The sequence below is a fragment of the Hymenobacter antarcticus genome (assembly GCF_039539545.1).
In the GTDB taxonomy this organism is placed as follows: Bacteria; Bacteroidota; Bacteroidia; order Cytophagales; family Hymenobacteraceae; genus Hymenobacter; species Hymenobacter antarcticus.
On sequence record NZ_BAABDI010000009.1, the window covers coordinates 1 to 25,738 of the forward strand.

Annotated in this window: 14 protein-coding genes and 1 pseudogene; 8 read left to right on the forward strand and 7 right to left on the reverse strand. The window is 64.3% G+C overall.

What is annotated here, in order from left to right; genetic code table 11:
* Positions 1–194: 194 nt before the first annotated feature.
* Positions 195–596 carry a DUF4783 domain-containing protein gene (locus ABD819_RS08255; protein WP_345122973.1) on the reverse strand — a complete coding sequence of 134 codons (402 nt, stop codon included), beginning with the start codon at positions 594–596 and terminating at the stop codon, positions 195–197.
* 172 nt (positions 597–768) lie between these two features.
* On the opposite strand from ABD819_RS08255, the gene gpmI reads away from it, so the two are divergent.
* Positions 769–2,313, forward strand: a complete 1,545-nt coding sequence (gene gpmI / locus ABD819_RS08260; protein ID WP_345122975.1) for a 2,3-bisphosphoglycerate-independent phosphoglycerate mutase — start codon at positions 769–771, stop codon at positions 2,311–2,313.
* Positions 2,306–2,911: a hypothetical protein gene (locus ABD819_RS08265; protein WP_345122977.1), complete on the forward strand. Its 606-nt coding sequence runs from the start codon at positions 2,306–2,308 to the stop codon at positions 2,909–2,911. The genes gpmI and ABD819_RS08265 overlap by 8 nt, the downstream gene beginning before the upstream one ends.
* Positions 2,912–2,920: 9 nt before the next feature.
* Here ABD819_RS08265 and ABD819_RS08270 read toward each other — a convergent pair whose 3' ends face one another.
* The 5 genes and pseudogenes from ABD819_RS08270 to ABD819_RS08290 all read right to left on the reverse strand — a co-directional run bounded on the left by ABD819_RS08270 (position 2,921) and on the right by ABD819_RS08290 (position 15,203).
* On the reverse strand, positions 2,921–4,459 hold the full coding sequence (locus ABD819_RS08270; RefSeq protein ID WP_345122979.1) for a hypothetical protein: 1,539 nt from the start codon (positions 4,457–4,459) through the stop codon (positions 2,921–2,923).
* A 206-nt stretch (positions 4,460–4,665) separates the two neighbouring features.
* Complete coding sequence (gene prfA / locus ABD819_RS08275) at positions 4,666–5,739, reverse strand: peptide chain release factor 1 (protein WP_345122981.1); 1,074 nt, start codon at positions 5,737–5,739, stop codon at positions 4,666–4,668.
* A 71-nt stretch (positions 5,740–5,810) separates the two neighbouring features.
* Complete coding sequence (locus tag ABD819_RS08280; RefSeq protein ID WP_345123225.1) at positions 5,811–6,431, reverse strand: glutaminase; 621 nt, start codon at positions 6,429–6,431, stop codon at positions 5,811–5,813.
* Positions 6,355–6,789, reverse strand: a pseudogene (locus tag ABD819_RS08285) (glutaminase); the annotation flags it as partial. The gene ABD819_RS08280 and the pseudogene ABD819_RS08285, both read right to left, overlap by 77 nt.
* 779 nt (positions 6,790–7,568) lie before the next feature.
* Entirely contained in the window at positions 7,569–15,203 is a 7,635-nt protein-coding gene (locus ABD819_RS08290) for an FG-GAP-like repeat-containing protein (protein WP_345122983.1), read from the reverse strand.
* 168 nt (positions 15,204–15,371) lie between these two features.
* On the opposite strand from ABD819_RS08290, the gene ABD819_RS08295 reads away from it, so the two are divergent.
* The 6 genes from ABD819_RS08295 (at position 15,372) to ABD819_RS08320 (ending at position 24,229) form a co-directional block, all read left to right on the forward strand.
* The gene (locus ABD819_RS08295) at positions 15,372–16,004 is read left to right on the forward strand and encodes a response regulator (protein ID WP_345122985.1); all 633 of its coding nucleotides are present in this window, start codon (positions 15,372–15,374) and stop codon (positions 16,002–16,004) included.
* Between the two features lie 842 nt (positions 16,005–16,846).
* Complete coding sequence (gene thrA / locus ABD819_RS08300) at positions 16,847–19,291, forward strand: bifunctional aspartate kinase/homoserine dehydrogenase I (RefSeq protein ID WP_345122987.1); 2,445 nt, start codon at positions 16,847–16,849, stop codon at positions 19,289–19,291.
* Between the two features lie 104 nt (positions 19,292–19,395).
* Positions 19,396–20,328 (forward strand): homoserine kinase, encoded by a 933-nt coding sequence (locus ABD819_RS08305; RefSeq protein WP_345122989.1) that lies wholly within the window; start codon positions 19,396–19,398, stop codon positions 20,326–20,328.
* 156 nt (positions 20,329–20,484) lie between these two features.
* Positions 20,485–21,786, forward strand: a complete 1,302-nt coding sequence (gene thrC, locus ABD819_RS08310; RefSeq protein WP_345122990.1) for a threonine synthase — start codon at positions 20,485–20,487, stop codon at positions 21,784–21,786.
* 104 nt (positions 21,787–21,890) lie between these two features.
* A complete protein-coding gene (locus tag ABD819_RS08315; RefSeq protein ID WP_345122992.1) occupies positions 21,891–22,583 on the forward strand; it encodes a c-type heme family protein in 693 nt (230 codons plus the stop codon).
* 344 nt (positions 22,584–22,927) lie between these two features.
* Positions 22,928–24,229 carry a protoporphyrinogen/coproporphyrinogen oxidase gene (locus ABD819_RS08320; RefSeq protein WP_345122994.1) on the forward strand — a complete coding sequence of 434 codons (1,302 nt, stop codon included), beginning with the start codon at positions 22,928–22,930 and terminating at the stop codon, positions 24,227–24,229.
* A gap of 75 nt (positions 24,230–24,304) precedes the next feature.
* On the opposite strand, the gene ABD819_RS08325 is transcribed toward ABD819_RS08320, so the two are convergent.
* A complete protein-coding gene (locus tag ABD819_RS08325; protein WP_345122996.1) occupies positions 24,305–25,708 on the reverse strand; it encodes an MFS transporter in 1,404 nt (467 codons plus the stop codon).
* Positions 25,709–25,738: the final 30 nt, after the last annotated feature.

Genomic DNA, 25,738 nt, shown 5'->3' on the forward strand with positions numbered 1-25,738 from the left:
CCGCGGCCGACTTCACCCACCACGGCCAATTTAAAGGGCAAACTGTAGTCGCGCTGACTACGCCGCACACGCGGCTCAAACTCAGTTTTCATGACATCTTTTGGGAAAGCTGTCAACCTATTTCCGGCCCCGACACAAGGACAAAAAAAGCCCCAACCCGTTAGGATTGGAGCTTTAAAAAGGCAGTACGAAAATTATTCTTTCGTGAAGTCCAGGGTGTCAATCACCGGGGCTCCGCGCGAAGGTTTGAGCTTTACAAACACGCGGTATAGGCCGTTGCGGCCGGTGTAGCGGCCAATGGCGTAGGCAATGTGCTCGCGGCTTTCGCCCTGATGGATGAACTCGAAGCTGCTGGGCGTATTCTTAGCGAAGAAGTCTTTGATGACGATTTCGGCCTGCGTGGCGTTGTAGCTCTGCTTGTCGCCGTCGAAACCAATCTCGACCGTAGGGGCCAGGTATTGCGATAGTTCACGGGAAGAACCGTTGCGCAAAGCCAAACGCACGGCCGCCAGGTTATCGGACTGCGCGTGCGCCGCCCCGGCCCCGAAGAGTAGGAATAGACCTAAAAACAGCGTCCTAAAAAAATAGCGTTTCATTATTGGGGTAGTAAATGCGTCATACGCGGGCCAAACTGAAGCGAAAATGGTGCCAGTAAGTATGCCCGACCAGCGCCGGGACCATAAATAAAGGAGAAAATGGCGGAATCCAAAGTAGCCGCGAAGGTAGATAATTCCAACTCATGGCGCGGCCCTGCCGTATCTTTGTGGCATGAGTAAGCAGGTTTTGTTGGTGATTCTGGACGGGTGGGGCATTGCCCCGAATACGGCTGCTTCGGCGGTGGATGCGGCCAATACGCCGTTCTACCACGAGCTGTTGCAGCGGTTTCCGCACAGCAAATTGCAGGCATCGGGCGAGGCTGTGGGGCTGCCCGAAGGCCAGATGGGCAACTCGGAAGTAGGCCATATGAACATCGGGGCCGGCCGGGTAGTCAACCAGGAGCTGGTGCGCATTGGCAAGTCCATTCGGGAGCGCAAGCTGGGCCAGATGCCCGCCCTCACCAAAGCCTTCGAATACGCCATTGCCAACGACAAGCCGCTGCACCTGATGGGGCTGCTGAGCGACGGCGGCGTGCATTCGCACATCGACCATGTGAAGGCCCTCTGCACCATTGCCCACGAGGCGGGGGTGCGGCGCGTGTACGTGCACGCCTTCACCGATGGCCGCGACACCGACCCCAAGAGCGGCGTGCGCTTCATCAACGACCTGGAGCTGCACGTGGAGCGCACCGGGGCCAAAATTGCCTCGGTGGTGGGCCGCTACTATGCCATGGACCGCGACCGCCGCTGGGAGCGGGTGAAAGTAGCGTACGATGTGCTGGTGCACGGCGTCGGGGCGCACTCGCAAAACCTGATTCAGACCATTCAGGAGCAATACAAGGAGGGCGTTACCGATGAGTTCCTGAAGCCCATCGTGAAAACCGGGGCCGATGGCCAGCCGCTGGCCACCATTCAGGAGGGCGACGTGGTGCTGTGCTTCAACTTCCGCACCGACCGCGGCCGTGAAATCACGGAAGTGCTGACCCAGCAGGACATGCACGCCTTCCAGATGCAGCGCCTCAACCTGCACTACCTCACCCTCACGAACTACGATGACACGTTTGTGGGCGTGACGCCCATTTTTGAAAAGGATAACCTCGACAATACCCTGGGTGAGGTATTGGCGGCCAACGGTAAGACGCAGATTCGCATTGCCGAAACGGAGAAGTACCCGCACGTCACGTTCTTTTTCTCGGGTGGCCGCGAAACGGAATTCGTTGGCGAAACGCGCATCCTGCGGGCCTCGCCCAAAGTGGCGACCTACGACCTGCAGCCCGAAATGAGCGCTGCCGAGCTGCGCGATGCCCTGGTGCCGGAATTGCAGGCCAGGTCGGCGGATTTTGTTGTCCTCAACTTCGCCAACCCTGATATGGTGGGCCACACCGGCGTGTTCGATGCCGTGGTGAAGGCCGTGGAAACCACCGATGCCTGCGCCCGCGCCGTGGTAGAGGCCGCCCTGGCCGCCGGCTACGCCAGCATCATCATCGCCGACCACGGCAATGCCGAGTTCATGCGCAACGCCGACGGCTCGCCCAACACCGCGCACACTACCAACCTGGTGCCCTGCATTCTGGCCGATAACGACTACTATGGCAGCATTGCCGATGGCAAGCTGGGCGACCTCGCTCCGACCATTCTGGAGCTGATGGGCGTGCCCCAACCCGCCGAAATGACGGGTCTGAGCCTCTTGCGCCCCAACACGATTCTGAATGCGTAAGCGCGGCCGAGTCAAGTGGGGGGAGCTGTTTCCAAACCGCACCTGGCTGCTGGCCGGAGCCGGGTTGCTGGCTGGCTGTGGCGATGCTGCTCCAGGCGCTCCGGTGGCCCGTAGCCCGCTCTATTTTGATGTGAAAGGGCTGATTACACAACAGATAGCACAACTGGCCCAGCGCAAAGCAGCCGTGACCAAGCGCGTGAGCCTGCGCGATAACGCGACGGAAACCGTGCGCGTACCCGCCGTGAAATGGGCCGATGAGCTCCAGGTTTTTTTTCAGGCCGACATCAATAAAGCGGCTCTGCGCGGGGCCTACGCCGTCGACTCGGTGGTGCTGCCCGGTGGCCTGCTACGACGCACCTATACCCGCCTGCCCGGCCAGCCCAATGCCCCGGTGGCGCGCCTTATGGTGGTGCAGCAGGGGGCGGTGGCGCAGGAAGTAGCCGCTACCATCGTGCAGCGCAACGCGCTGTTTGCGACCAATAAGCAGCTGCGGTTTCAGCTGCAAAACGGCCAGCTGCGGCACTACGAAGTGGTGGGAACCCAGAAGCTGGTGCTCTTTGATACGCTGCGCTACTCGGCTGCCGGGCAGGTAGAGTAGGTCAACGGGCTACTTGTGCTCGTAGGCACCCAGGCTGGGTTGGAGATTTCCGGAACCAGGGCGAATGAGATTCAGCAAATCGCGCGGGGGAACGGTGCCGAAGGGTGCCCGCCGTGGGGTAGTGGCGGGCGAGCCATCCTGAAGCGTATAATCGGGCTTGCTGCTGACGAGCGAGGTCCGCTTGAACAGTGGGTCTACGTTCAGGAGGTTGGCCCCGGTGCTGCCGATAACCGTGGTATTGGTGGCGTATTCCTTGGTGCGCAGCAGCGAGTTGTTGATAGTTGGGCTGTAGTCGGCGAAGTTCTTCACGAACAGCTCGTCCTCAAACGAGCCCCACACAATGGAATTGCGGATGCTGACGCTGGTGGGCAGCTTGGTGGTGGGCTTGTTGTCGTCGATATTGGTGAAGGTGAGCGACGAGGTTTCGCGGCGGAAAGCCGGCGTGTAGTTCGCGATGGTGCAGAAATTGAGGGCGTAATTCCCGCCAATGCCAATCATGGCGTACTCACCGCAGTTGGTGAACAGGCAGTTGGTGGCCGTCACGTCGCCCGAGTAGCTGATGACGCCGCCGCCGTTGCTGGCCGATGCGTTGGCAAAGGAGATATTGGCCCCGGAGATATTACGGATAACCGTATTGCTCAGCGCCAGGCTGGGGCGAGGCGTAGTGGCGTCGGGGTTGTAGAGCAGGGCCCCGAAGGTGGCATTCTTGATTTCGGCGTAGCGAATGCTGTTGTTGCGGCTGCTGCCGGTGAAAAAGATGCCGCCCCACTGGCCCGGAATGTTGGCATAACCCGGTTCCAGCCGGTCGCCCTGAAAGCGCACGATGTTGGCGTTGCTGGCCTTCACCGTATCATTGGTAGTGCCACTGGGGGGCTGAAAGTCGTCGTTCACGCGCAGGGAGCCGTCTACGAGGATGATGGCTCCCGCGTGAGAATAGATGCGCGCGCCCTTGGGAACGGTGAGGGTGATACCGGGCAATACATATACCCCCACATTGATAGCGCCGCCCGCCCGCGCCGCCGGCGCATTGAAGATGACATGCGGCCGGTCGGTGCGCCAGGTGGTGTTGGCCGTGATGCGGTCGCCCCGGTGGAAATAGGCGTTCTGGCCGTAGGCCACCAGCTTCACGTTCTGGTCGTTGCCATTGGTAAGGAAGCGTAGCTCATCATCGACGATGAATTTCCTGGCAATGGTAGCCTGGCCGTTATCGCCGAGCACGGCCCGCACCAGCACCAGCAGGCTGTCGTTGCCTCGGATGGTGATGCCGCTGGCCGCTGGCCCGGCATCGCCGTTGATGACGAGCGAATACGTGGTGCCCGCGGTGCCGGCCAGGCGCACATCGGTTTTCACGGCCCCGCTGTTGCGATTATACACCCACAGCCGCTTGGTCACCGTTTGGATGGTGGTAAACACGGTATCGAACAACACCGTGTCGGCGGCGAATTCCAGCCGGCCGGACGTTTGCACCAGGTCTTCCTTGGGCTCGCAGCCGGGCAGGAAGGTGAGCAGGCAGCTCAGCACGATGAACAGCGGGAAGAGATGGCGCATAGTTGGACGACAACTCCCCTCCTTACCAAGGAGGGGACGTCAACGCGAAGCGTTGGCTGGGGTGGTAGTGGCGTTGAACGACTCGGATAGTGTGAAAAGTATGGGAAACAGGAGTTACTTGACGGCGCGAACGCCCTAACCACCCCCGTTCGCGCTTCGCGCGAACATCCCCTCCTTAGTAAGGAGGGGAGTTGTCCGTTCTGCGCTTACTTGGTCACGCCTTCCTGCAGGCGCTCGGCGCTTTCGGCAATGCGGAGCTGCTCCACGAAGTCGTCCACGTTGCCCTCCATCACGCTGGCCAGGTTGTATACCGTGTAGCCGATGCGGTGGTCCGTCACCCGTCCCTGGGGGTAGTTGTAGGTGCGGATTTTGTCGCTACGGTCGCCGCCGCCAATCATGCTTTTACGCACCAGGCCGTCGGCTTCGTTCTTCTTGGCCAGCTCCATGTCGTACACGCGGGAGCGCAGCACGGCCAAGGCCTTGTCGAAGTTCTTGAGCTGCGATTTCTGGTCCTGGCACTGGGCCACGAGGCCGGAGGGCAAGTGAGTGAGGCGCACGGCCGAATACGTGGTGTTTACCGACTGGCCGCCGGGGCCGCTGGAGCAGAAATAATCCTTGCGGATATCGCCCATGTTCAGCTCGATGTCAAATTCTTCCACTTCGGGAATCACCACGATGGACGCCACGCTGGTGTGAATACGGCCCTGGGTTTCGGTGGCCGGCACGCGCTGCACGCGGTGCACGCCGCTTTCAAACTTGAGCTTGCCGTACACGTCCTCGCCGCGCACGGCCACAATGATTTCTTTGTAGCCACCGGCGCTGCCTTCCATGGCATCGATAAGCTCCATTTTCCAGTTTTGCTTCTCAGCGAAGCGCATGTACATGCGCTGGAGGTCGCCGGCAAAAATGGCGGCTTCGTCGCCGCCCGCGCCGGCCCGGATTTCCATAATCACGTCTTTCGAGTCGTTGGGGTCCTTGGGCAGCAGCAGGTCTTTGATAAGGTCTTCGAGGCGGTCCTGCTCGGGCTGGAGCTCGTCGAGCTCGGCCTTGGCCATTTCGCGGAAGTCCTGGTCCTTTTCGGTGGCAATGACTGCGCGGGCGTTTTCGATGTTGCTGAGCACGCCCTGGTAGTTGCGGTACTGCGTCACAATCTTGCCCAGCTCCTTGTATTCCTTGTTGAGGGACTTGTAGCGCTTCAGGTCCGACATCACGTCGGGCTGCATCAGCTCTTCGTTGACGTTTTCGTAGCGCTGGCTGATGGCTTCTAGTTTATCAAGCATCGGGGGTTCAGGAAATAATCAGATAGTGGGCAAAGATACGGAATCTAAACACCGCTATGTCGGCCGGACGTTCATTCGAGGCGCGGGAGGCTGAGCAGGTCCCTGTTCACGGCCGCCGCTACCAGCATGAGCATGTTGCGGGCGCGGGCGTGGTCTTCGTCCCTGGCCAGGCGCGGGTCCTTCTTGTTCTGGGTGCCGCTGATGCTGTCGTACACGTGGAACAGGGAGCGCTCAATCAGGCGGCGGCAGAACTCGATGCCGCGCCCCGAGTTGCCGTTGCGGTCGAGGCGCGGCGACCAGATGCGGATGCAGATGCCCATCAAACTGGAAATCACCACCCAGATGCCGCCCGACACGTCGCTCTTGGCCGGCAGTCCCACCTGAAAGTGAAAGGCTAACTCGCCGGAGAAATCATGCACTCCGCGCAGATACACGAGCGAGAGCACGGTTTTCACGGTCTGGGGTGGGAAGCTGCACTCGTCGGTGAGGGGGCACGCGCTGGCGTTGGCTACAGTGGCGGCCGTGGTGGCCAGCTTGCGGGTCGTCCGCTCGATGGAGCAGCGCTGGAAGTAGAATTCCAGAATCCGGGGCAGGTTGTCGCGCTTGTTGGGGAAGGCCCCCCTTTTCGCGCATGAAATAAGCCAGCGAGTTGTTGCGGTCGGCCGTTTCGCGCTCCGACAGGCACACCGCATTGTTGAAGCCCGGCCGGGAGCCGCCGCTGAGCTGCTGCCCGGCATCGGGCACGTAGTCGAAGCGGTCGGCGGCGGGCCGTTCCCGGCGGATGAGCGAGCAGCACCTGATGGCCCCGGCGTTGATGAGCGGGTTGTGGGGCAGGCCGTTATCGTTGAGGGTGATGGTGTTGAAGGAGTACCCGCTCGGTTCGCGGCCGATGTGCTGGTGCCCCTTCTTTTCGCCCAGCTCTTCCAGGGCCGGGGTGTAGTTGATGGGCTTGCACGTCGATTGCAGGCAGAAGCGCACGTCGCTCTCGCCCAGCGCAAACTGCTGCCCGTTCACGGTGCAGATGGCCACGGCGAACTGCTCGGGATTCAACCCCGGTAGCCACTGCCGCCTTCTCGGAGGCAGCTACCGGGGTTGAATCCCGGTGGTCCGTTCTTTGGCAGGAGGATACCTCACCCCGGCTCAGGCAGAACTTAACAGCTCTGCCCCGGCTCAGGGTGGATTGCCGGTTGGCACGCAATTTTGAAAACAGTTACAAAGGGGAGCGTTAAGAGGTAAAAGCCTGTCGTGACAGGCTTTTACCTCTTAACGCTCCCCTTTGTAACGCGGTCCCCAGACGGTAGAACTACGCCAGCTCCAGCCGTCGTCACCGATGTTACGCACTCGATTGCTGGTTGGCCGTTTTTGAGCCGTTTTTTGGCGCAAATTCAACCAGAAACCAGAAACGAGCTACCAGAAACAGCCCGAAGCACCAGCTGCTGCAGTTACCTGCGGCGTAACAGCAGTTAGTTAACCCAAGTTGCGGACTGAGCATGAGGACAATTAAAAGAAGAACCGTCCTGCTGAGCGCAGCCGAAGCATCTCTACCGCTTCATTGCCTCAAACTCCGCTGTAAAACGGCTTTCATAAGCCGAAGCCAGCTGAATAAATCCATCACCACCGCCGTAAAAGACAATTTTGGCTAATTGTCCTCCCGCCCTAGCCGCGTAGCGGCGACCGGTTTGTAGAAAATCACCCGTCTGGGCGGTAAAGCCGCGTAGCGATGACCGATTTCCCGCTATTTCCGTCACCGCTACGCGGCTTTATCCATTTTCCCAGCTTTTTACGACAACCCGGTCGTCGCGCTGCGGCTAGTCCGCAACTTGGGTTAGTTACTTGATTAGCATCACCCGCTGGGTGTACTGCTGGTCGCCCAGCTGCAGGCGGCAGGTGTACAGCCCTTCGGCCAAGCCCGTGCCGGCCAGGCCGACTTCGTACGCCTGGCCCGCCTGGGCCTGCTGGTCAAACAGGGTCGCCACTATTTGGCCCAGGGCATTGTACACCCGCAGCTGGGTGCTGCCGGTAGTCGGAACCTGGAAGCGGATGGTGGCCCGCTCGCTCATCGGATTTGGATATACCTCCAGGCGGGCCCGGCCGGGGGCGGCCTCCGCCATTGCCAGCGGGGCCGCGGGACCGGCCGGGCTATCACCGCTGCCGCGCGAGCTGTAGGCCCCGCCGCGCACTACCAGGTTGCCGCCGCCCAGCGTCAGCTGCGCGTTCTGGGTGCCCGTCCAGTCGCTGGCAAACCACAGGGTACTGCCGGGGTTCCACACGGTGATGGCGATTCGGTCGGTCGAGCCCGGGTTCCCGTTGTCGGTCATGCTCAGCTGCACCTGGTAGTTGCCCCCGTACGACACGGGCGCCAACGGATTCGTTACGTCCTGCACGTTGGCCTTGCCGGTGAAATTGGCTTGCCCCACGGTGGCCGACGTGGGCTGCACCGACAGCGACTGCATGGCGTTGCCCTTCACCTGGTACACGTGCAGCCCGTCGGGCTCCTGGTGGCGCACCAGCAGGTTCACGGCCCCCTGCAGGTTGGTGCCGCTCTTGTTGTACTTGATGTTGAAGCCGAAATTGGTCCGGGCGTTAGGTGCCCCGGCTTTCAGGCCGGCCGAGCGCGTGGTAACCACGTACCCGCCCCCGGTGACGAAGTCGTTGTAGGGCCGCGACACGGTCACCATGGCGTTGTCCGTCGCACTATTGCGGAGATAAAAGCCCCCGACGAGGATGCGGATGGTGTACTGTTTCGAATCACTCGACCCAATGTTGGGCAGCCACGCGGCCGTGGCCGTCCCCGTGCGAAAGTCGCCGGGAGCTCCCGGTACCAGCCCCACGGTCCCCGTCAGTGTGGCGATGGGAGGGGCGAGTAAGTCGTCGTATATCAGAAACGTGACGGTGGCATTGCGCACGTCGCCGGCCAAGGCGTCGTAGGCCGGGTCAAAGTCCGGGCTACTGGGGTTCGGCGACAGGGCCGAGATGTCGCGCACCGTGGCGCTCAGCGTAATCGCCGCCGTGCCCGAGGAGGTGTTGGCGGTGGCCGCAAACAGCCCGCCGGTGTACGTCACCCGCGCATCCTCCGGGGTCACGTTGAAAGCCCGGCTGCTGGTACTGGCCAGGTAGCCGGCACTCCCGGCATACGAAGCCGCGCTGATGAGGGTCCGGGGCGCGCCGGTCGCGGGCCACGTAACCGTGGCCACCCCGCTGGCGTTGGTCATGCCCGTGCCCACGGGCGAGCCAGCAATTTGAAACGTAATCAACTGGCCCGCCAGGGCGCTGCCCGTCAGCTGGTCCACCAGCGTGGCCGTGAGCACCAACTGGTCGGAATACTGCACCGTGGCGGCCGTTTGGTTCGTCAGCGTGGTCGGCCGCCTGGTCACGGCCACGAGCTGGGTGGCCAGGACGGTGTTAGGGTTGCCGGCCGCGTCCTGCGCGGTCCACGTCACGGTGGTGGCCCCCAGCGGGAAGGTCGCGGGGGCATTGTTGGTCACCGTTACCCCCGAGCAGTTGTCCGCGGCCGTTGGGCTACCCAGGGCCACATTGGTCGCCGTGGTCTGGTTCAGGTCCACCACGGTGGTAATCGCGGCGGGCGCGGTGATGGTGGGCGGGATGTTGTCCTGCACGGTCACGGTCGCCGTCGCCGTCGCAACATTGCCGAAGACATCGGTCACGGTCAGCGTCACGAGGTTGGCCCCGCGGTTGGCGCAGGTAAAGCTGCTGGGCGACACGCTCAGCCCACCGCCGGTCGCGAAGCCGCAGTTGGCGGTGGAGCCGTTATTCACCGTGGCCGCCGTGATGGTAACGTTGCCGTTGGCATCGAGCTGCACCGTGGCGGCCCGGGCCAGGGCCACCGGGGCCGCGCACACGGTGAAGGCCACCCCGTTGCTGGTGCCGCCGGGCGTGGTAATCGTCACCGGGCCGCTGGTGGCGCCCGCCGGCACGGTGGCCGTGGCGGTAGTAGCGGTGGCTACCGAGAAGGTGATGGCCGCCGTACCGTTGAAGCTCACGCCCGTGGCGCCGGTGAAGTTGGTGCCCGTGAGCGTGATGCTCGTGCCGACGATGCCGCTGGTGGGCGAAAGGCTCGTGAGCACCGGCGCGGATGACTGGTTGAGCCGCACACTCACCGTGTTGCTGACCCGGTTGGCCGTCAGGAAGTCCAGGTCGCCGTCGCCGTCCACGTCGCCCAGCGCCACGCTAAACGGGATGCTGCCCACGGCGGGGTTGGGGTTGGTGGCCGGGGCCGTGAAGTTGCCCATGCCGTCGTTGAGCCGCACGCTCACCGTGGCGGCGTTGGCGTTGGCCGTGAGCAGGTCCAGGTCGCCGTCGCCGTCCACGTCGCCCAGCGCCACACTGACCGGGGTAGCGCCCACGGCGGGGTCGGAGCCACCGCTGAAGTTGCCGCTGCTGTCGTTGAGGCGCACGCTCACCGTGCCGGCACCGTTGTTGGCCGTGAGCAGGTCCAGGTCGCCGTCGCCGTCCACGTCGCCCACCGCCACGCTCTGCGGGCTATTGCCCACGGCGGGGTCGGAGCCGCCCGTGAAGTTGCCCGTGCCGTCGTTGAGGCGCACGCTCACCGTATTGCCGCCGAAATTGGCCGTGAGCAGGTCCAAGTCGCCGTCGCCGTCCACGTCGCCCACCGTCACGCTCTCTGGGAAGCTGCCCGCGGCGGGGTTACTACCGCCCGTGAAGTTGCCGAAGCCGTCGTTAAGCCGCACGCTCACCGTGGCGGCGTTGGAGTTGGCCGTGAGCAGGTCCAGGTCGCCGTCGCCGTCCACGTCGCCCAGCGCCACGCTAAGCGGGAACGAGCCCACGGCGGGGTTGCTGCTGCCCGTGAAGTTGCCGAAGCCGTCGTTGAGCCGTACGCTCACCGTGCCGCTGCTGGTGGCGTTGGCCGTGAGCAGGTCCAGGTCGCCGTCGCCGTCCACGTCGCCCAAAGCCACGCTCGCCACCAGAGTGCCCACGCCGACCTCGGGGTTGGTGGCGGGGGCCGTGAAGTTGCCCGTCCCGTCGTTGAGGCGCACACTCACCGTGCCGGCACCGTTGTTGGCCACGAGCAGGTCCAGGTCGCCGTCGCCGTCCACGTCGCCCACCGCCACGCTGAACGGGTTAGTGCCCACGGCGGGGTCGGGGTTGGCGGTCGGGGCCAGGAAGTTGCCCCGGCCCGGGCCGCCGGTGGCCGCCGTGAACTGGTGCACCTGCCCGCGGGCCAGGGTGGCGCCGTTGGTGGCCGTGGCGGCGGTGGTGGTGGTCACCAGCAGTGTCTCGCCGGGCCGGAAGCTATTCGTCGGGGTGAAGGTGATGGTGTTGCCGCTCACGCTGGCCGCCCCGCCCTGGGTGCCAAACAGCCGCCCGCCCCGCTGCTGGCTGAACACGCGCACCGCCTGCCGGGTGGCGGCCGTGTTCTGCATCGGCTGGTTGAACGTCACGGCCACGGGGGCAGCGGCCGCCGCGTTGCGCCGGTTGCGCACGGGCGACAGGCTGGTGATGCTTATCGGTGGTATTACGGTGAAGGAGATGCCGTTGCTGGTGCCGCCCGGCGTGGTAATGGTCACGTTGCCGCTGGTGGCGCCCGCCGGCACGGCGGCCGTGGCGGTGGTGGCGCTCGTCACCAAGAAGGTGCCGGCGGCCGTGCCGTTGAAACTGACGCCCGTAGCCCCGGTGAAGCCCGTGCCCGTCAGCGTGATGCTCGTGCCCGCCGGACCGCTGCTGGGCGAAAGGCTCGTGAGCCCCGGCGCGGCTGCCTGGTTGAGCCGCACGCTCACCGTGTTGGCGCCGTTGTTGGCCGTGAGCAAGTCCAGGTCGCCGTCGCCGTCCACGTCGCCCACCGCCACGCTGTACGGGAAGCTGCCCACGGCGGGGTTGGCGTTGGTGGCCGGGGCCGTGAAGTTGCCCGTGCCGTCGTTGAGCCGCACGCTCACTGTGTTGCCGCTGAAGTTGGCCGTGAGCAGGTCCAGGTCGCCGTCGCCGTCCACGTCGCCCACCGCCACGATGAACGGGCCACTGCCCACGGCGGGGTCGGGGTTGGTGGCCGGGGCCGTGAAGTTGCCCGTGCCGTCGTTAAGCCGCACGCTCACATTGCCGCTGCCAGCGTTGGCCGTGAGCAGGTCCAGGTCGCCGTCGCCGTCCACGTCGCCCACCGCCACGCTGGCCGGGTTAGCGCCCACGGCGGGGTTGGCGTTGGTGGCCGGGGCCGTGAAGTTGCCCGTCCCGTCGTTGAGCCGCACGCTCACCGTGTTGCTGCCGACGTTGGCCGTGAGCAGGTCCAGGTCGCCGTCGCCGTCCACGTCGCCCACCGCCACGCTGCGCGGGTCAGTGCCCACGGCGGGGTTGGCGTTGGTGGCCGGGGCCGTGAAGTTGCCCGTGCCGTCGTTGAGCCGCACGCTCACCGTGTTACCGTTGATGTTGGCCGTGAGCAGGTCCAGGTCCCCGTCGCCGTCCACGTCGCCCACCGCCACGCTGAACGGGCCAGCGCCCACGGCGGGGTCGGGGTTGGTGGCCGGGGCCGTGAAGTTGCCCGCGCCGTCGTTGAGCCGCACGCTCACCGTGGCGGCGTTAAAGTTGGCCGTGAGCAGGTCCAGGTCGCCGTCGCCGTCCACGTCGCCCACCGCCACGCTGAGCGGGCCAGCGCCCACGGCGGGGTCGGGGTTGGTGGCCGGGGCCGTGAAGTTGCCCGTGCCGTCGTTGAGCCGCACGCTCACCGTGGCGGCGTTAAAGTTGGCCGTGAGCAGGTCCAGGTCACCGTCGCCGTCCACGTCACCGAGCGCCACGCTGAACGGGGCAGCGCCCACGGCGGGGTTGGCGTTGGTGGCCGGGGCCACAAAATTACCAATACCCGGGCCGCCGGTGGCCGCCGTGAACTGGTGCACCTGCCCGCGGGCCAGGGTGGCCCCGCCGGTGGCCGTGGCGGCGGCCGTGGTGGTCACCAGCAGCGTCTCGCCGGGCCGGAAGTTAGTGGCCGGGTTAAAGGTGACGGTGCTGCCGCTCACGCTGGCCGCCCCGCCCTGGCTGCCAAACAGCCGCCCGCCCCGCTGCTGGCTGAACACGCGCACCGCCTGCTGGGTGGCGGCCGTGTTCTGCATCGGTTGCGAAAAGGTCACGGCCACGCTGGTGGCGGCCGCCGCGTTGCGCAGGTTGGGCACGGGCGCCCGGCTGACGATGGTCAGCGGCGCCGGCACCGTAACCGTGAAGGCCACCCCGTTGCTGGTGCCGGCCGGCGCGGTAATGGTTACGTTGCCGTTGGTGGCCCCCGCCGGTACGGTGGCCGTGGCCGTAGTGGCATTCGTCACCGAGAAGGCGCCGGCGGCCGTGCCGTTGAAGCTCACGCCCGTGGCCCCGGTGAAATTGGTGCCCGTCAGCGTGATGCTCGTGCCCGCCGGACCGCTGCTGGGCGAAAGGCTCGTGAGCCCCGGCGCGGCTGCCTGGTTGAGCCGCACGCTCACCGTGTTGGCGCCGTTGTTGGCCGTGAGCAAGTCCAGGTCGCCGTCGCCGTCCACGTCGCCCACCGCCACGCTGTACGGGAAGCTGCCCACGGCGGGGTTGGCGTTGGTGGCCGGGGCCGTGAAGTTGCCCGTGCCGTCGTTGAGCCGCACGCTCACTGTGTTGCCGCTGAAGTTGGCCGTGAGCAGGTCCAGGTCGCCGTCGCCGTCCACGTCGCCCACCGCCACGCTGAACGGGCCACTGCCCACGGCGGGGTCGGGGTTGGTGGCCGGGGCCGTGAAGTTGCCCGTGCCGTCGTTAAGCCGCACGCTCACATTGCCGCTGCCAGCGTTGGCCGTGAGCAGGTCCAGGTCGCCGTCGCCGTCCACGTCGCCCACCGCCACGCTGGCCGGGTTAGCGCCCACGGCGGGGTTGGCGTTGGTGGCCGGGGCCGTGAAGTTGCCCGTCCCGTCGTTGAGCCGCACGCTCACCGTGTTGCTGCCGACGTTGGCCGTGAGCAGGTCCAGGTCGCCGTCGCCGTCCACGTCGCCCACCGCCACGCTGCGCGGGTCAGTGCCCACGGCGGGGTTGGCGTTGGTGGCCGGGGCCGTGAAGTTGCCCGTGCCGTCGTTGAGCCGCACGCTCACCGTGTTACCGTTGATGTTGGCCGTGAGCAGGTCCAGGTCCCCGTCGCCGTCCACGTCGCCCACCGCCACGCTGAACGGGCCAGCGCCCACGGCGGGGTCGGGGTTGGTGGCCGGGGCCGTGAAGTTGCCCGCGCCGTCGTTGAGCCGCACGCTCACCGTGGCGGCGTTAAAGTTGGCCGTGAGCAGGTCCAGGTCGCCGTCGCCGTCCACGTCGCCCACCGCCACGCTGAGCGGGCCAGCGCCCACGGCGGGGTCGGGGTTGGTGGCCGGGGCCGTGAAGTTGCCCGTGCCGTCGTTGAGCCGCACGCTCACCGTGGCGGCGTTAAAGTTGGCCGTGAGCAGGTCCAGGTCACCGTCGCCGTCCACGTCACCGAGCGCCACGCTGAACGGGGCAGCGCCCACGGCGGGGTTGGCGTTGGTGGCCGGGGCCACAAAATTACCAATACCCGGGCCGCCGGTGGCCACCGTGAACTGGTGCACCTGCCCGCGGGCCAGAGTGCCCCCGCCGCCGATGGCCGTGGCCGTGGCGGCGGTGGTGGTGGTCACCAGCAGCGTCTCGCCGGGCCGGAAGTTATTCGTTGGGGTGAAGGTGATGGTGTTGCCGCTCACGCTGGCTGCCCCGCCCTGGGTGCCAAACAGCCGCCCGCCCCGCTGCTGGCTGAACACGCGCACCGCCTGCTGGGTGGCGGCCGTGTTCTGCATCGGCTGGTCAAAGGTCACGGCCACGGGGGCAGCGGCCGCCGCGTTGCGCAGGTTGCGCACGGGCGCCCGGCTGGTGATGGCCAGCGGCGGCACCGTAACCGTGAAGGCCACCCCGCCGGACGTGCCGCCGGGCGTGGTGATGGTCACGTTGCCCGTGGTAGCGCCCGCCGGCACGGTGGCCGTGGCCGTAGTGGCGCTCGTCACGGCAAAGGTGCCGGCCGCCGTACCGTTGAAGCTCACGCCCGTGGCCCCGGTGAAGCCCGTGCCCGTCAGCGTCACGCTCGTGCCCACCGGTCCGCTCGTGGGCGAGAGGCTGGCGAGAAAGATAAATGTGCCGCCGCCGCCGCCGCCGCCGCCGCCGCCGCCATCGCCTGGTTCCACCACTCGAAAGCCCCCCAGCGGAGTAGCTGGTGAAGTTGTCGTGCCCTCCATTCCGTTCTGCATCCGCCCGCCGCGCGGCGGGCTCAAGACCTTCCCGCTGCCCGGCGTAGCCGGCGCGCCGCTCATAAAGCGGTCGGAGCCAAAGGCCGGGCTGACCGTGGCGGGCGCCTTGGGCTGGTTGCGCGCGGGACCCGGGCCGGTGAGCGTGGGAGTGACCTGAGCAAATGCCGGGGCCAGCGGTCCGCCCGCGGCCAGCAGCAGCAGCGGGACCAGGAACATTAAGCGGCGGCAAACCCGCGGCAGGACAGTGAGGGTTGGTTTCATAAGGAGGCGGGGCGAAAAGATGAAGACTGGTTTCCCGCCGGTGGGAACCGCCCACCGGGGTTGCTAATGGCAAAAATACCGAATCCGATTTAATATTTAATAAATGCAATAATAATATCTTTGGAAACCCTGGGCGGCGACGGCGCGGGCCTGTCCTTCCGTTGTGCCATGAATTCGCTCAACCTGGCCCTGGTCGCAGACGACCCCGAAATCCGCGGGCTGCTCAGCGGCTATTTGGGCTGGCAGCCCGACCTGAACCGGGTGCTGGTATGCGCCTCGGCCGAGCAGTTTCTGGCCGAGCTGTCCGACGCGCTGCCCCCCGGCGTGGTGCTGCCCGACCTGGGCCTGCCCGGCATGAGCGGGCTGGAGGCCCTGCCCCTCATCAAGCAGCGCCTGCCGCGGGCCGATATCATCGTGCAGACCGTGTTCGAGGACCCCGACCGCATCTACCCGGCCCTAAGCCAGGGCGCGAGCGGCTACGTCCTCAAAAGCACCCCCCTGGCCCAGATGCAGCAGGCCATCCGGGAGGTCGCCAACGGCGACTCCACCCTCAGCCCGTCGGTGACGCGGCGGGTGCTGGCGCACTTCAAGCCGGGCACCGTGCACCACCCCGCCGGCCTCTCCCCGCGCGAACAGCAGGTATTTGAAGCCCTGGTTGATGGCCTGGCCGACAAGGAAATGGCCCGGCGCCTCAACCTGGACCGGGAAACGGTGCACACCTACGTCAAACACGTGTACCAGAAGCTGCGCGTCAGTGGCCGCATCGAGCTGCTGAGCCGGGCGGCGCGGAGACAACTGTAACTAGAGCGGTTTCCCGGTTGGGGTACACGTGGTAGAGACGCAACAGTTGGAGTCTCGTCGTTGCGCACGTTGTTTACACGGCGCAGGGCCGCTCGTTCAACGACGAGACTCCAAGCTGTTGCGTCTCTACCACGCTCCAATCCTGTATCCCAACCGGGAAACTACTCTAAAAGGGTGTTGGCTAATTTAAATCAGATTTTCCTTTTTTCGTTGCCACTTCAGCGGACTAGGGTGTGAGGACAATTAGCCAAAACTGTCTTTTACGGCCGTGGTGATGGATTTATTCGGCTGGCATCGGCTTATGAAAGCCGCTTTACAGCGTAGGTTGAAGCAATGAAGCGGTAGAGATGCTTCGGCTGCGCTCAGCATGACGGCTTTCCTTTTAATTGTCCTCCCGCGCTAGGATTCAGGAAAAGGCATTCTGGTGGTGCGAACCTGGTATTTGGGCTGAGAATGCGCCGGTAGCTAACCCGTAGAAATGGGATGTGAGCCGGGTTTCGCTCCCCGACGCCATTGCTGCTGCCTTGGCCGGTGCCTGGCCGGTGTTTCAGAAACAGTCGTGCCACTGACAGGCGGTTCCGCTGGGGGAGGCATCGGCGGATTGGTTTGGCGGAAAATTGCGGGAATATGGCCCTGCTGGCAGTACATTGCGCCGGTCTGTTTGCCCACTGCGAACGCGGAATAGGGCCACCTCGTTTGCTCCCGGTTCGGCCGAACAGATTTTTTACGTCCTCCGGCTCCGCAAGGCCATTCAGCTACGTGCTGGTTTGCACCAGCTTGCGGTTGGCCGCCCGTAGTGGGTGGCCGGGCGGTGTTATACCCAGTAACCCGAAGTTCTGCTTATGCAAGTGTTGAAATTTGGGGGTACGTCGGTGGCTTCTGCCGATACTATCCGGCAATCTCTGGCCATTGTGGCCGCGGCGGCCGAGCAGAGTCCGGTGGTGATGGTGGTGTCGGCGCTGGGCGGCACGACCGATGTGTTGATTGGGGCCGGGCGCACCGCCGCCTTGGCCGATACTGCCTACCGCGAAACGCTTAACCAGCTGGAAAAACGTCATCTGACCGCCGCGCAGGACCTGCTCGCTCCTGAAGCCCAGCAGCCAGCGGTAGCATTGATTGATGCTCAGTTCGATGAGCTGCGGCATCTCTGCGATGGCATTTTCGCCCTGGGCGAGCTGTCGAATCGCACGCTGGACCGCCTCATGAGCTACGGCGAGCTGCTCTCGTCGCAGCTGATTGCCGCCGCCGCCCAGGCGCACGGCCTGGCTGCCGGGTGGGCTGATGCCCGGCAGCTGATTCAAACCAATTCCCGCTTCGGTATGGCTGAAGTAGACGTGGCCGCGACCGAAAATCAGGTAGCCGAGTTCAAAACCCACAATTCCGACAAAATCTGGATAGTGCCCGGCTTCATCGCCGCCGATGCCCACGGGACCACCACTACGCTGGGCCGCGGCGGCTCCGACTACACCGCCGCCCTGCTGGCCGCCGCGCTCGGGGCCGGGAAGCTCGAAATCTGGACCGATGTGAGCGGCATGATGACCGCCGACCCGCGCCTGGTGCGCAGCGCCCGGCCCATCGCGCGCATTTCGTACCAGGAGGCCATGGAGCTGTCGCACTTCGGGGCGAAGGTTTTGTATCCGCCTACCATTCAGCCCGTCATGCGGCGCGGCATTCCGCTGTGGATAAAAAACACCTTCGCACCCGCCGACTACGGTACGCTGGTGGAAGTGAGTCCGCCGCGCAGCGCGGCCGTGGTGCAGGGCATTTCCAGCATCAGCAACCTGACCCTGCTGAACCTGGAAGGCAGCGGCATGGTGGGCATCCCCGGCTTCTCGAAGCGGCTGTTCGCGGCCCTGGCCCGCGAGCGCATCAACGTGGTGCTCATCACCCAAAGCTCGTCGGAGCATTCCATTTGCGTGGGCGTGAGCGCGCAGGACGCCGCGCCCGCCCAGGTCGCGGTTGATGAAGAGTTTGCGCACGAAATCGCGGCCGGCCGCATCGAGCCGTTGCGGCCTGAAAAAGACCTGGCCATTGTGGCGCTGGTGGGCGAAAACATGAAGGACCACCCCGGCATCAGCGGCAAGCTGTTTGGGGCGTTGGGGCAGAATGGGGTGAATATCCGGGCCATCGCGCAGGGCGCTTCGGAGAAAAATATTTCGACGGTGATTCGGGCCGCCGATGTGCGCAAGGCCATCAACGTGCTGCACGAGGCCTTTTTCGAGGCCACCGTAAAGCAGGTGAACCTGTTCATTCTCGGGCCCGGCAACGTGGGCAGCAAGCTGTTGGAGCAGCTGGCCCGGCAGCAGTCGCAGCTGCTGGAGAAGCTGGGTTTGCAGGTGCGCGTGGTGGCCATTGCCAGCAGCCAGCACTGCCTGGTGAATGAGGAAGGCCTGGACCTGACCGCCTGGACTGCCGCGCTGGCCGCCGCCCCGGCCCAGACTCTGGCCGAGTTCTCACAGCTCATCATCGGCCGTAACCTGCGCAATTCCATTTTCGTGGACGTGACGGCCAACCCCGCCGCCGCCGGTATCTACGCCGACTTGCTGGCCAAAAGCGTGGCCGTAGTGGCCTGCAACAAGGTGGCCGCTTCGTCGGAATACGCGCTGTATGCACGTCTCAAAAGCCTGGCGAAAGAATTCAATACCAGTTACTTATTCGAGACTAACGTGGGCGCGGCCCTGCCCATCATCGGCACGCTCAACGACCTCACGCGCAGCGGCGACGTGGTGCGGCGCCTGGAAGCTGTGCTCTCGGGCACCCTCAACTTCGTGTTCAATAACTACGACGGCACCCGGCCCTTCGCCGAGGTGGTGCGCCAGGCCCAGGCCGAAGGCTACACCGAGCCCGACCCGCGCCTCGACCTGAGCGGCAGCGACGTGGCCCGTAAAATCCTGATTCTGGCCCGCGAGGCCGGTGAGGTGATGGAAATGGCGGATATTGAAATTGAAACCTTCCTGCCACCCGCCTGTCTGGAAGGCGATGTGGAAGCTTTCTACACCCAGATGGCGGCGCATGAGGCCCACTTCCGGGCGCTGTATGACGCGGCTACCGCGGCCGGCAAACGCCTGAAATTTGTAGCCCGCTACGCCGATGGCCGCGCCGCCGTGGGCCTGCAAAGCATAGCGCCCGGCCACGACCTCTACGACCTGCGCGGCAAGGACAACGTGGTGCTCTTCAACACCGACCGCTACGTGGAGCAGCCGCTGGTAGTGAAGGGAGCTGGGGCCGGGGCGGAAGTCACGGCCTCTGGGGTGTTTGCCGATATTATCCGGGCCGCAAGGCTGTAAATCTTTAAGTTAAAAGTTAAAAGTGAAGAGTTAAAAATGGGGGAGCTGGGGCGCTTTTACGAAAGTCCTTTTAACTCTTCACTTTTAACTTTTAACTACTGCTCATGCCCAACTCCGTTCTCGTTCACTCCCCGGCCACGCTTTCCAACCTGGGCTGTGGCTTCGATGTATTTGGCCTGGCCCTGACCGCGCCCTATGACACTATTCGCCTCACCCGCAGCACCGAGCCGGGCGTGCGTATTCGGCACCTCGACCACCACAACCTGCCCACCGAGCCCACCCGCAACGTGGCCGGCGTGGCTCTGCTGGAGTTGATGAAAGAAGTGCCCGAAGTCATTGGCTTCGATGTGGAAATCACCAAAGGCATCAAGCCGGGGAGCGGCGTGGGTAGCAGCGCCGCCAGCGCCGTGGGAGCCGTGGTGGCGGCCAACGCCTTGCTGGGCAACCGCTTCACCAAGCTGCAGCTGGTGGAATTTGCGATGGCCGGTGAAGTAGTAGCCTCCGGCGCGCGCCATGCCGACAACATCGCGCCGGCCATTTTTGGCGGTTTCACGGTGGTGCGGGCAGTGGAGCCGGCCCTGGATATTATTGCCCTGCCCGCCCCGCCCTTGTGGGTGGCCGTGGTGCATCCCCAAATCGAAGTGAAAACCAGCGACTCGCGTAAGGTGCTGCCGGCCACTGTGCCGCTGGGCTTGGCCGTGCGCCAGTGGGCCAACGTAGCCGGCCTGGTAGCCGGGTTTATGACGGCCGACTACGACCTCATTGGCCGCTCGCTGGATGACTACATTGTGGAGCCGGCGCGGCTGCCGCTCATTCCCGGTTTGGCCGAGGCGCGGAAGCGGGCGCTGGCGGCCGGGGCCATCGGGGGCGGTATTTCGGGCTCGGGGCCGTCGATTTTTATGCTGAACCGGACCGAGGAAACGGCGCGGGCCGTGGGCGCGGTTCTGGGCAGCGTATTCGCGGAACTGGGAATTGAGTTTAATGTGTATGTGGGGCCGGTGGGCGCGGAAGGGGCGCGGATAGTGGCGGAATCGTAATGGGTGCCGGTCAAAAAAACAACGTTATACTGAAGGGAAAGAACAGTCATGCTGAGCGTAGACGAAGCAACTTTACTGCGTAAGTAATTAGTATTGAGGTAGAGATGCTTCGGCTACGCTCAGCATGACGTTATTTTGCTCACTGATAACTATTAAATGAAATACTACAGCCTCCATCACCAATCACCGCTGGTTGATTTCCGCACGGCCACCATTACCGGGCAGGCTCCTGATGGCGGCCTGTATTTCCCCGAATCCATCCCAACGTTTTCGCCGGATTTCCTGCGGGCGCTACGCGGCCTGAGTAAGGCCACCGTGGCCCTGAACGTGATGCGGCCCTACGTGGGCGGCACTATTCCGGAGGTCGATTTGCAGCGCATCTGCGCCGAGGCGGTGGATTTTGCCTTTCCGCTGGTGCCGGTGGTAGATGGCGTGTCGTCCCTGGAGCTGTTTCATGGGCCCACGCTGGCGTTTAAGGACGTGGGGGCGCGGTTTATGAGCCGCTGCCTGGGGTATTTTGCCAAAGCGGGCGACACGCCCGCCGTGACGGTGCTGGTGGCCACTTCCGGCGATACCGGCGGGGCCGTGGCCAGTGGCTTCCTGGGCGTGCCGGGCGTGGAAGTGGTGATACTCTACCCCTCGGGCAAGGTGAGCCCGGTGCAGGAGCAGCAGCTCACCACGCTGGGCCAGAACATTACGGCGCTGGAAGTGAGCGGCACCTTCGACGACTGCCAGGCGCTGGTGAAGCAGGCGTTTCGGGACCCCGAGCTCGCCCGGCGGCGCTTCCTCACTTCCGCCAATAGCATTAACGTGGCGCGCTGGCTGCCGCAGCAGCTGTACTACTGCTTTGCTATGCAGCAGTGGCCAGCCGGTGCGCCCGCGCCCGTGGTGGCCGTGCCCAGCGGCAACTTCGGCAACCTGTGCGCAGGGCTGCTGGCCCAGGCCTCGGGGCTGCCACTGGGGCACTTTATCGCGGCCTGCAACGCCAACGAGCCCGTGCCGGCCTACCTGCGCACCGGCACCTACGAGCCCCGCCCGGCCGTGCCCACCTTCTCCAACGCCATGGATGTGGGCAACCCCAGCAACTTCGTGCGGATTCTCGAACTGTTCGACAACGACCTGGGCCGGCTGCGCGCCGCCCTCAGCGCCGATACCGTGAGCGACGCCGACACCGTGGCCGCCATCCGTGAGGTGTGGGAGCAGCGTGGCTACCTGCTCGACCCGCACGGCGCGGTGGCCTACACGGCGCTGCGCCGCTACCAGGCCCGGCACCCCGAGGCGGCGTCGGCCGGCATGATTCTCGCCACGGCGCACCCCGTCAAGTTTCCCGGCGTGGTGGAGCCCGTGCTGGGCCGGGCCATCGAGCTGCCGGAAGTTGTGCGGGCCTTGCAGGGCCGCGCTAAACGAAGCGTGCCCATCGCGGTTAACTACGAGGAGCTGAAAGCGCATTTGATGTAGGAACGTGCCGTCGTGTCGTTGGCGTTTCGACCTTTGTGTAAAATCAGCCATTGCCTTCGATGTTGAAAAATATGTTGCCGAAATCTGTTCTGAAATACCAAACCGTGAAACGTGCCTTGGGGCGCGGCTGCAGCCTTTTGGGCCTGGCCGTAGCTGCCGTAGCCTGCCGGCCCGACCAGGTCGAACACCTCAAAGACAGCAAGCGCATCGGCATTGAAACCGCCAACTGGGAGGTGAAGCGCATCATGCCCAACGACCTGCTGCGGGCCACCCGCTGGGCCGGCGATTCCCTCACCGCCACCGCCGATACGCTGCTGCGCCGCACCCTGGCCCGCGAGCTGGCCGCCGGTGGGGTAGCCCGGGCAATGGCGTTTTGCCGCCCCGAAACCTACCGCGTCGTCGATTCGCTGGCGGGCGTGCTCAAGGCCACGGCCCACCGCGTGAGCGAGCGGCCGCGCAACCCCGCCAGCCAGGCTCCGCTGCTGGCCGAGGAGATGCGTCCGGACACGGTGCGCACCACTAAGCGGCTTTCGCAGGAGGTGTTTTTCTACCAGCGGCCCATCGTGCTCAATAACCAGCTGTGCCTGCGCTGCCACGGCGAAGTGGGCAAGGATATTTCGGCCGCCGACTACGCCAGTATCAAGCAGAAATTTCCGCAGGATAAGGCCACCGGCTACCAGCTGGGCCAGCCCATGGGCGCCTGGCAGCTCAGCCTGCAGCGCCCCGGCGTGGCCGAGTTCTGGACCATGAAAACCCGCAAGAAATGGAAGGAGCACAAGATGCCCAAGCTGTTTTGAGGCTGGTGCTAGGCAAGCTAGGGTGGGGTAATGGCTGAAAGTGAAGGTGAAATACCCCACGTTTTTATTGAACTGTGACGCAAGCTACGCGCAGCTTCAGACATAAGTAGGTCGGGTAAATTACTTTGCAATAAAAAAGAACGTCATGCCTATCTGGCGTCCGCGCAGTCGAAGCATCTCTACCGCTTCAGCAGGGCCGTTCAGCGAAGCGGTAGAGATGCTTCGACTGCGCTCAGCATGACGTGCTGATAAGTCAAACTAATTCCCACGACCTACTTATAAGCAGGAGTTTGGCGTAAGCCTTTACGGTTGAGCGCCGGGTTGCGCTTCTCAATACTATTTACATGACTTTCTCTTCCAAACCCGTTATCATCATCGGCGCGGGCATGGCGGGGCTCGCCTGCGCCACCTGGCTGCACCGCGCCGGCCGGCCCGTGCTGGTGCTCGAAGCCGCCGATGCCGTGGGCGGCCGCGTGCGCACCGACCTTACGCCCGAAGGCTTTCGGCTCGACCGGGGCTTTCAGGTGCTGCTCACCAACTACCCCGAGGCCCGGCGCATCTTCGACTACAACGCCCTCCATCTGAAATCCTTCCGCTCGGGGGCCGTTATCCGGCTGGCTGATGGCCGCGAAACGACCCTGCAAAATCCGTTGCAGCGGCCGCTGGCGGCTTTCACGGCCTTAACCTCGCCTATCGGTACGCTGTCCGATAAGCTGCGCATCCTCAGCCTGGTGCGGCACGTGCTGAAGTACACGCCCGAGGAGCTGATAGCTCGCCCGGCCACCGATACCCTCAGCTTTCTACAGCGCTACGGCTGGAGCGAGCAGATGATAAACACGTTTTTCAAGCCGTTTTTCGGCGGTGTTTTTCTCGATAGAGAGCTGACCACGGCCAGCAACTTCTTCGAGTTCGTGTTCCAGCAGTTCGTAACCGGTGAGGCGGCCGTGCCCGCCCTGGGCATGCAGCAGCTACCCGAGCAGCTGGCATCGCGCCTGCCAGCGGGCACGGTGCGCCTCAATTCCCCGGTGGCTGGCATTGTCGATGGCGCGCAGGTGCGCCTCACCACCGGGCAGGTGCTGGAAGCGTCGGCCGTGGTGCTGGCCACCGATGGCCTGACGGCCCTGCGCCTGCTGGCCGGCCGCAGCGGCAACACCGACGATGCCGCCAGCGCGCAGGCCACCAGTTTTTCCACGGCGGCCCGCATCACTACCTGCACGTACTTCGCCACGCCCGGCGGCCACTCGCCGGGCCGCAACGACAAGCTTCTGCGTCTGAATGCCGCCCCCAGCGCGCTGGCCCACAACGTGGCCTTCCCGGCCGATGTGAGCGGTGCCTACGCCCCAGCCGGCCGCGCGCTGGTCTCGGTGAGCACCCATGGCGAGCGCAGCCTGAGCGAGGCCGAGCTCACCACTAAGCTGCGCGAGGAGCTGGCCGCGTGGTTCGGGCCAGCCGCCCGGGACTGGGAACATCTGCGCAGCTACCGCATTCCGGCCGCGCTGCCCGTGTACCTGGCCGCCCATCCCGCCCAGCAGCCCCTCAAACTGGCCGAGAGCCTCTACCGCTGCGGCGACTGGGCGGCTTATCCCTCGCTGAATGCCGCGCTGGCAACGGGCCGGGAGGTGGCGGAAACGCTGATTAAAGCGTGAGGGTGGTGCTAGTGAATAGCAAAAGAGCCGCTTCTCGTCGAGAAGCGGCTCTTTTTATGTGAAAGCAAGTAGCGTTTACACCTGTGGGTTGGCAGGAGCCAAGGCGTCGTAGCCCAGCGTTATGGCGGGCTCTTCAGCGGGAATATGAATGTCGTCGGCATCGTTGACGCGGAGCGTGAGCAGGCCCGAGATTATCATCGACACGCCACCGAGCACCAGCGTCAGGACCGATTCACCGTGGAAAAAGTGCGTGGTGAAAAAGCCCAGAATCAGGCCCGCTACCACCTGTGGAATCACAATGAAGAAGTTGAACACACCCATGTAGTAACCCATTTTGTTGCTGGGCAGTGCCCCGGCCAGCATGGCGTAGGGTACCGATAGGATGCTGGCCCAAGCCACGCCCACGCCCACCATGGAAAGCAGGAGCATTTTGGGGTCACTAACGAAGTAGATGGAAATCAGCCCCAGGCCGCCGGCCATGAGGCAGAGCATGTGCGTGAAGCGGCGGCTGGTAGCGCGGGCAATGGCCGGCAGCAACAGGGCCGCCAGGGCCGACACGCCGTTGTAGACCGCGAAGCAGATGCCCACCCAGTCGGCCCCTTCGTTGTAGAGCTTTGAGGTGGTATCGGTGGTGTGGTAGATGTGGCTGGTGATGGCGGGGGTGGTGTAAATCCACATCGAAAACAGCGCCAGCCACGAGAAAAACTGCACGACGGCCAGCTGGCGCATGGTCTTAGGCATCTCAAAAATGCCCATGAATGACTCGCGCACGCCGTTCAAAAAGCCGGCGGTCCGGGCCTTCTCGGCTTCAAACTCGGCCATGTTTTCGGGCGGGTATTCCTTCGTGCGCAGCACCGTCCAGAGTACAGCCAGGAAGAAAACTACCCCGCCAAATGTGAAAGAATAGCGCACCGAGGCCGGAATATGGCCCGCTTCGGCCGTGTTGGCCACGTTGAACCAGTTGGTGAGCATCCAGGGCAGCGAGGAGGCCACCACAGCCCCCACGCCAATAAAGAAGGTTTGGGCCGCGAAGCCGGTGGTGCGCTGCTCGGAGGGGAGCAAATCGCCGACCAGGGCCCGGAACGGCTCCATGGAAATATTGATGCTCGAATCCATTATCCAGAGCATGCCCACGGCCATCCAGAGGGCCGTCACGTTGGGCATCACGAGCAAAGCCAGGGAGGCCAAAATGGCCCCGACTAGGAAAAACGGCCGGCGGCGGCCCCAGCGTGGGCTCCAGGTACGGTCCGAGAGGTAGCCCACAACGGGCTGCACCAACAGGCCGGTGAGCGGCGCGGCTAGCCAATAGAGGGCGATTTCGGTGCCGCCCAGGGTTTCAAAAATCCGGCTGACGTTGGCATTCTGCAACGCGAAGCCGAACTGAATGCCCAGGAAACCAAAGCTCATGTTCCAGATTTGCCAGAAACTGAGGCGGGGTTTTTCGCGGGTAGGAATGGCGGACTCAACGCGGATACTCATCGGGCGGTGGGAGTTAGGCAAAAAGAGAAG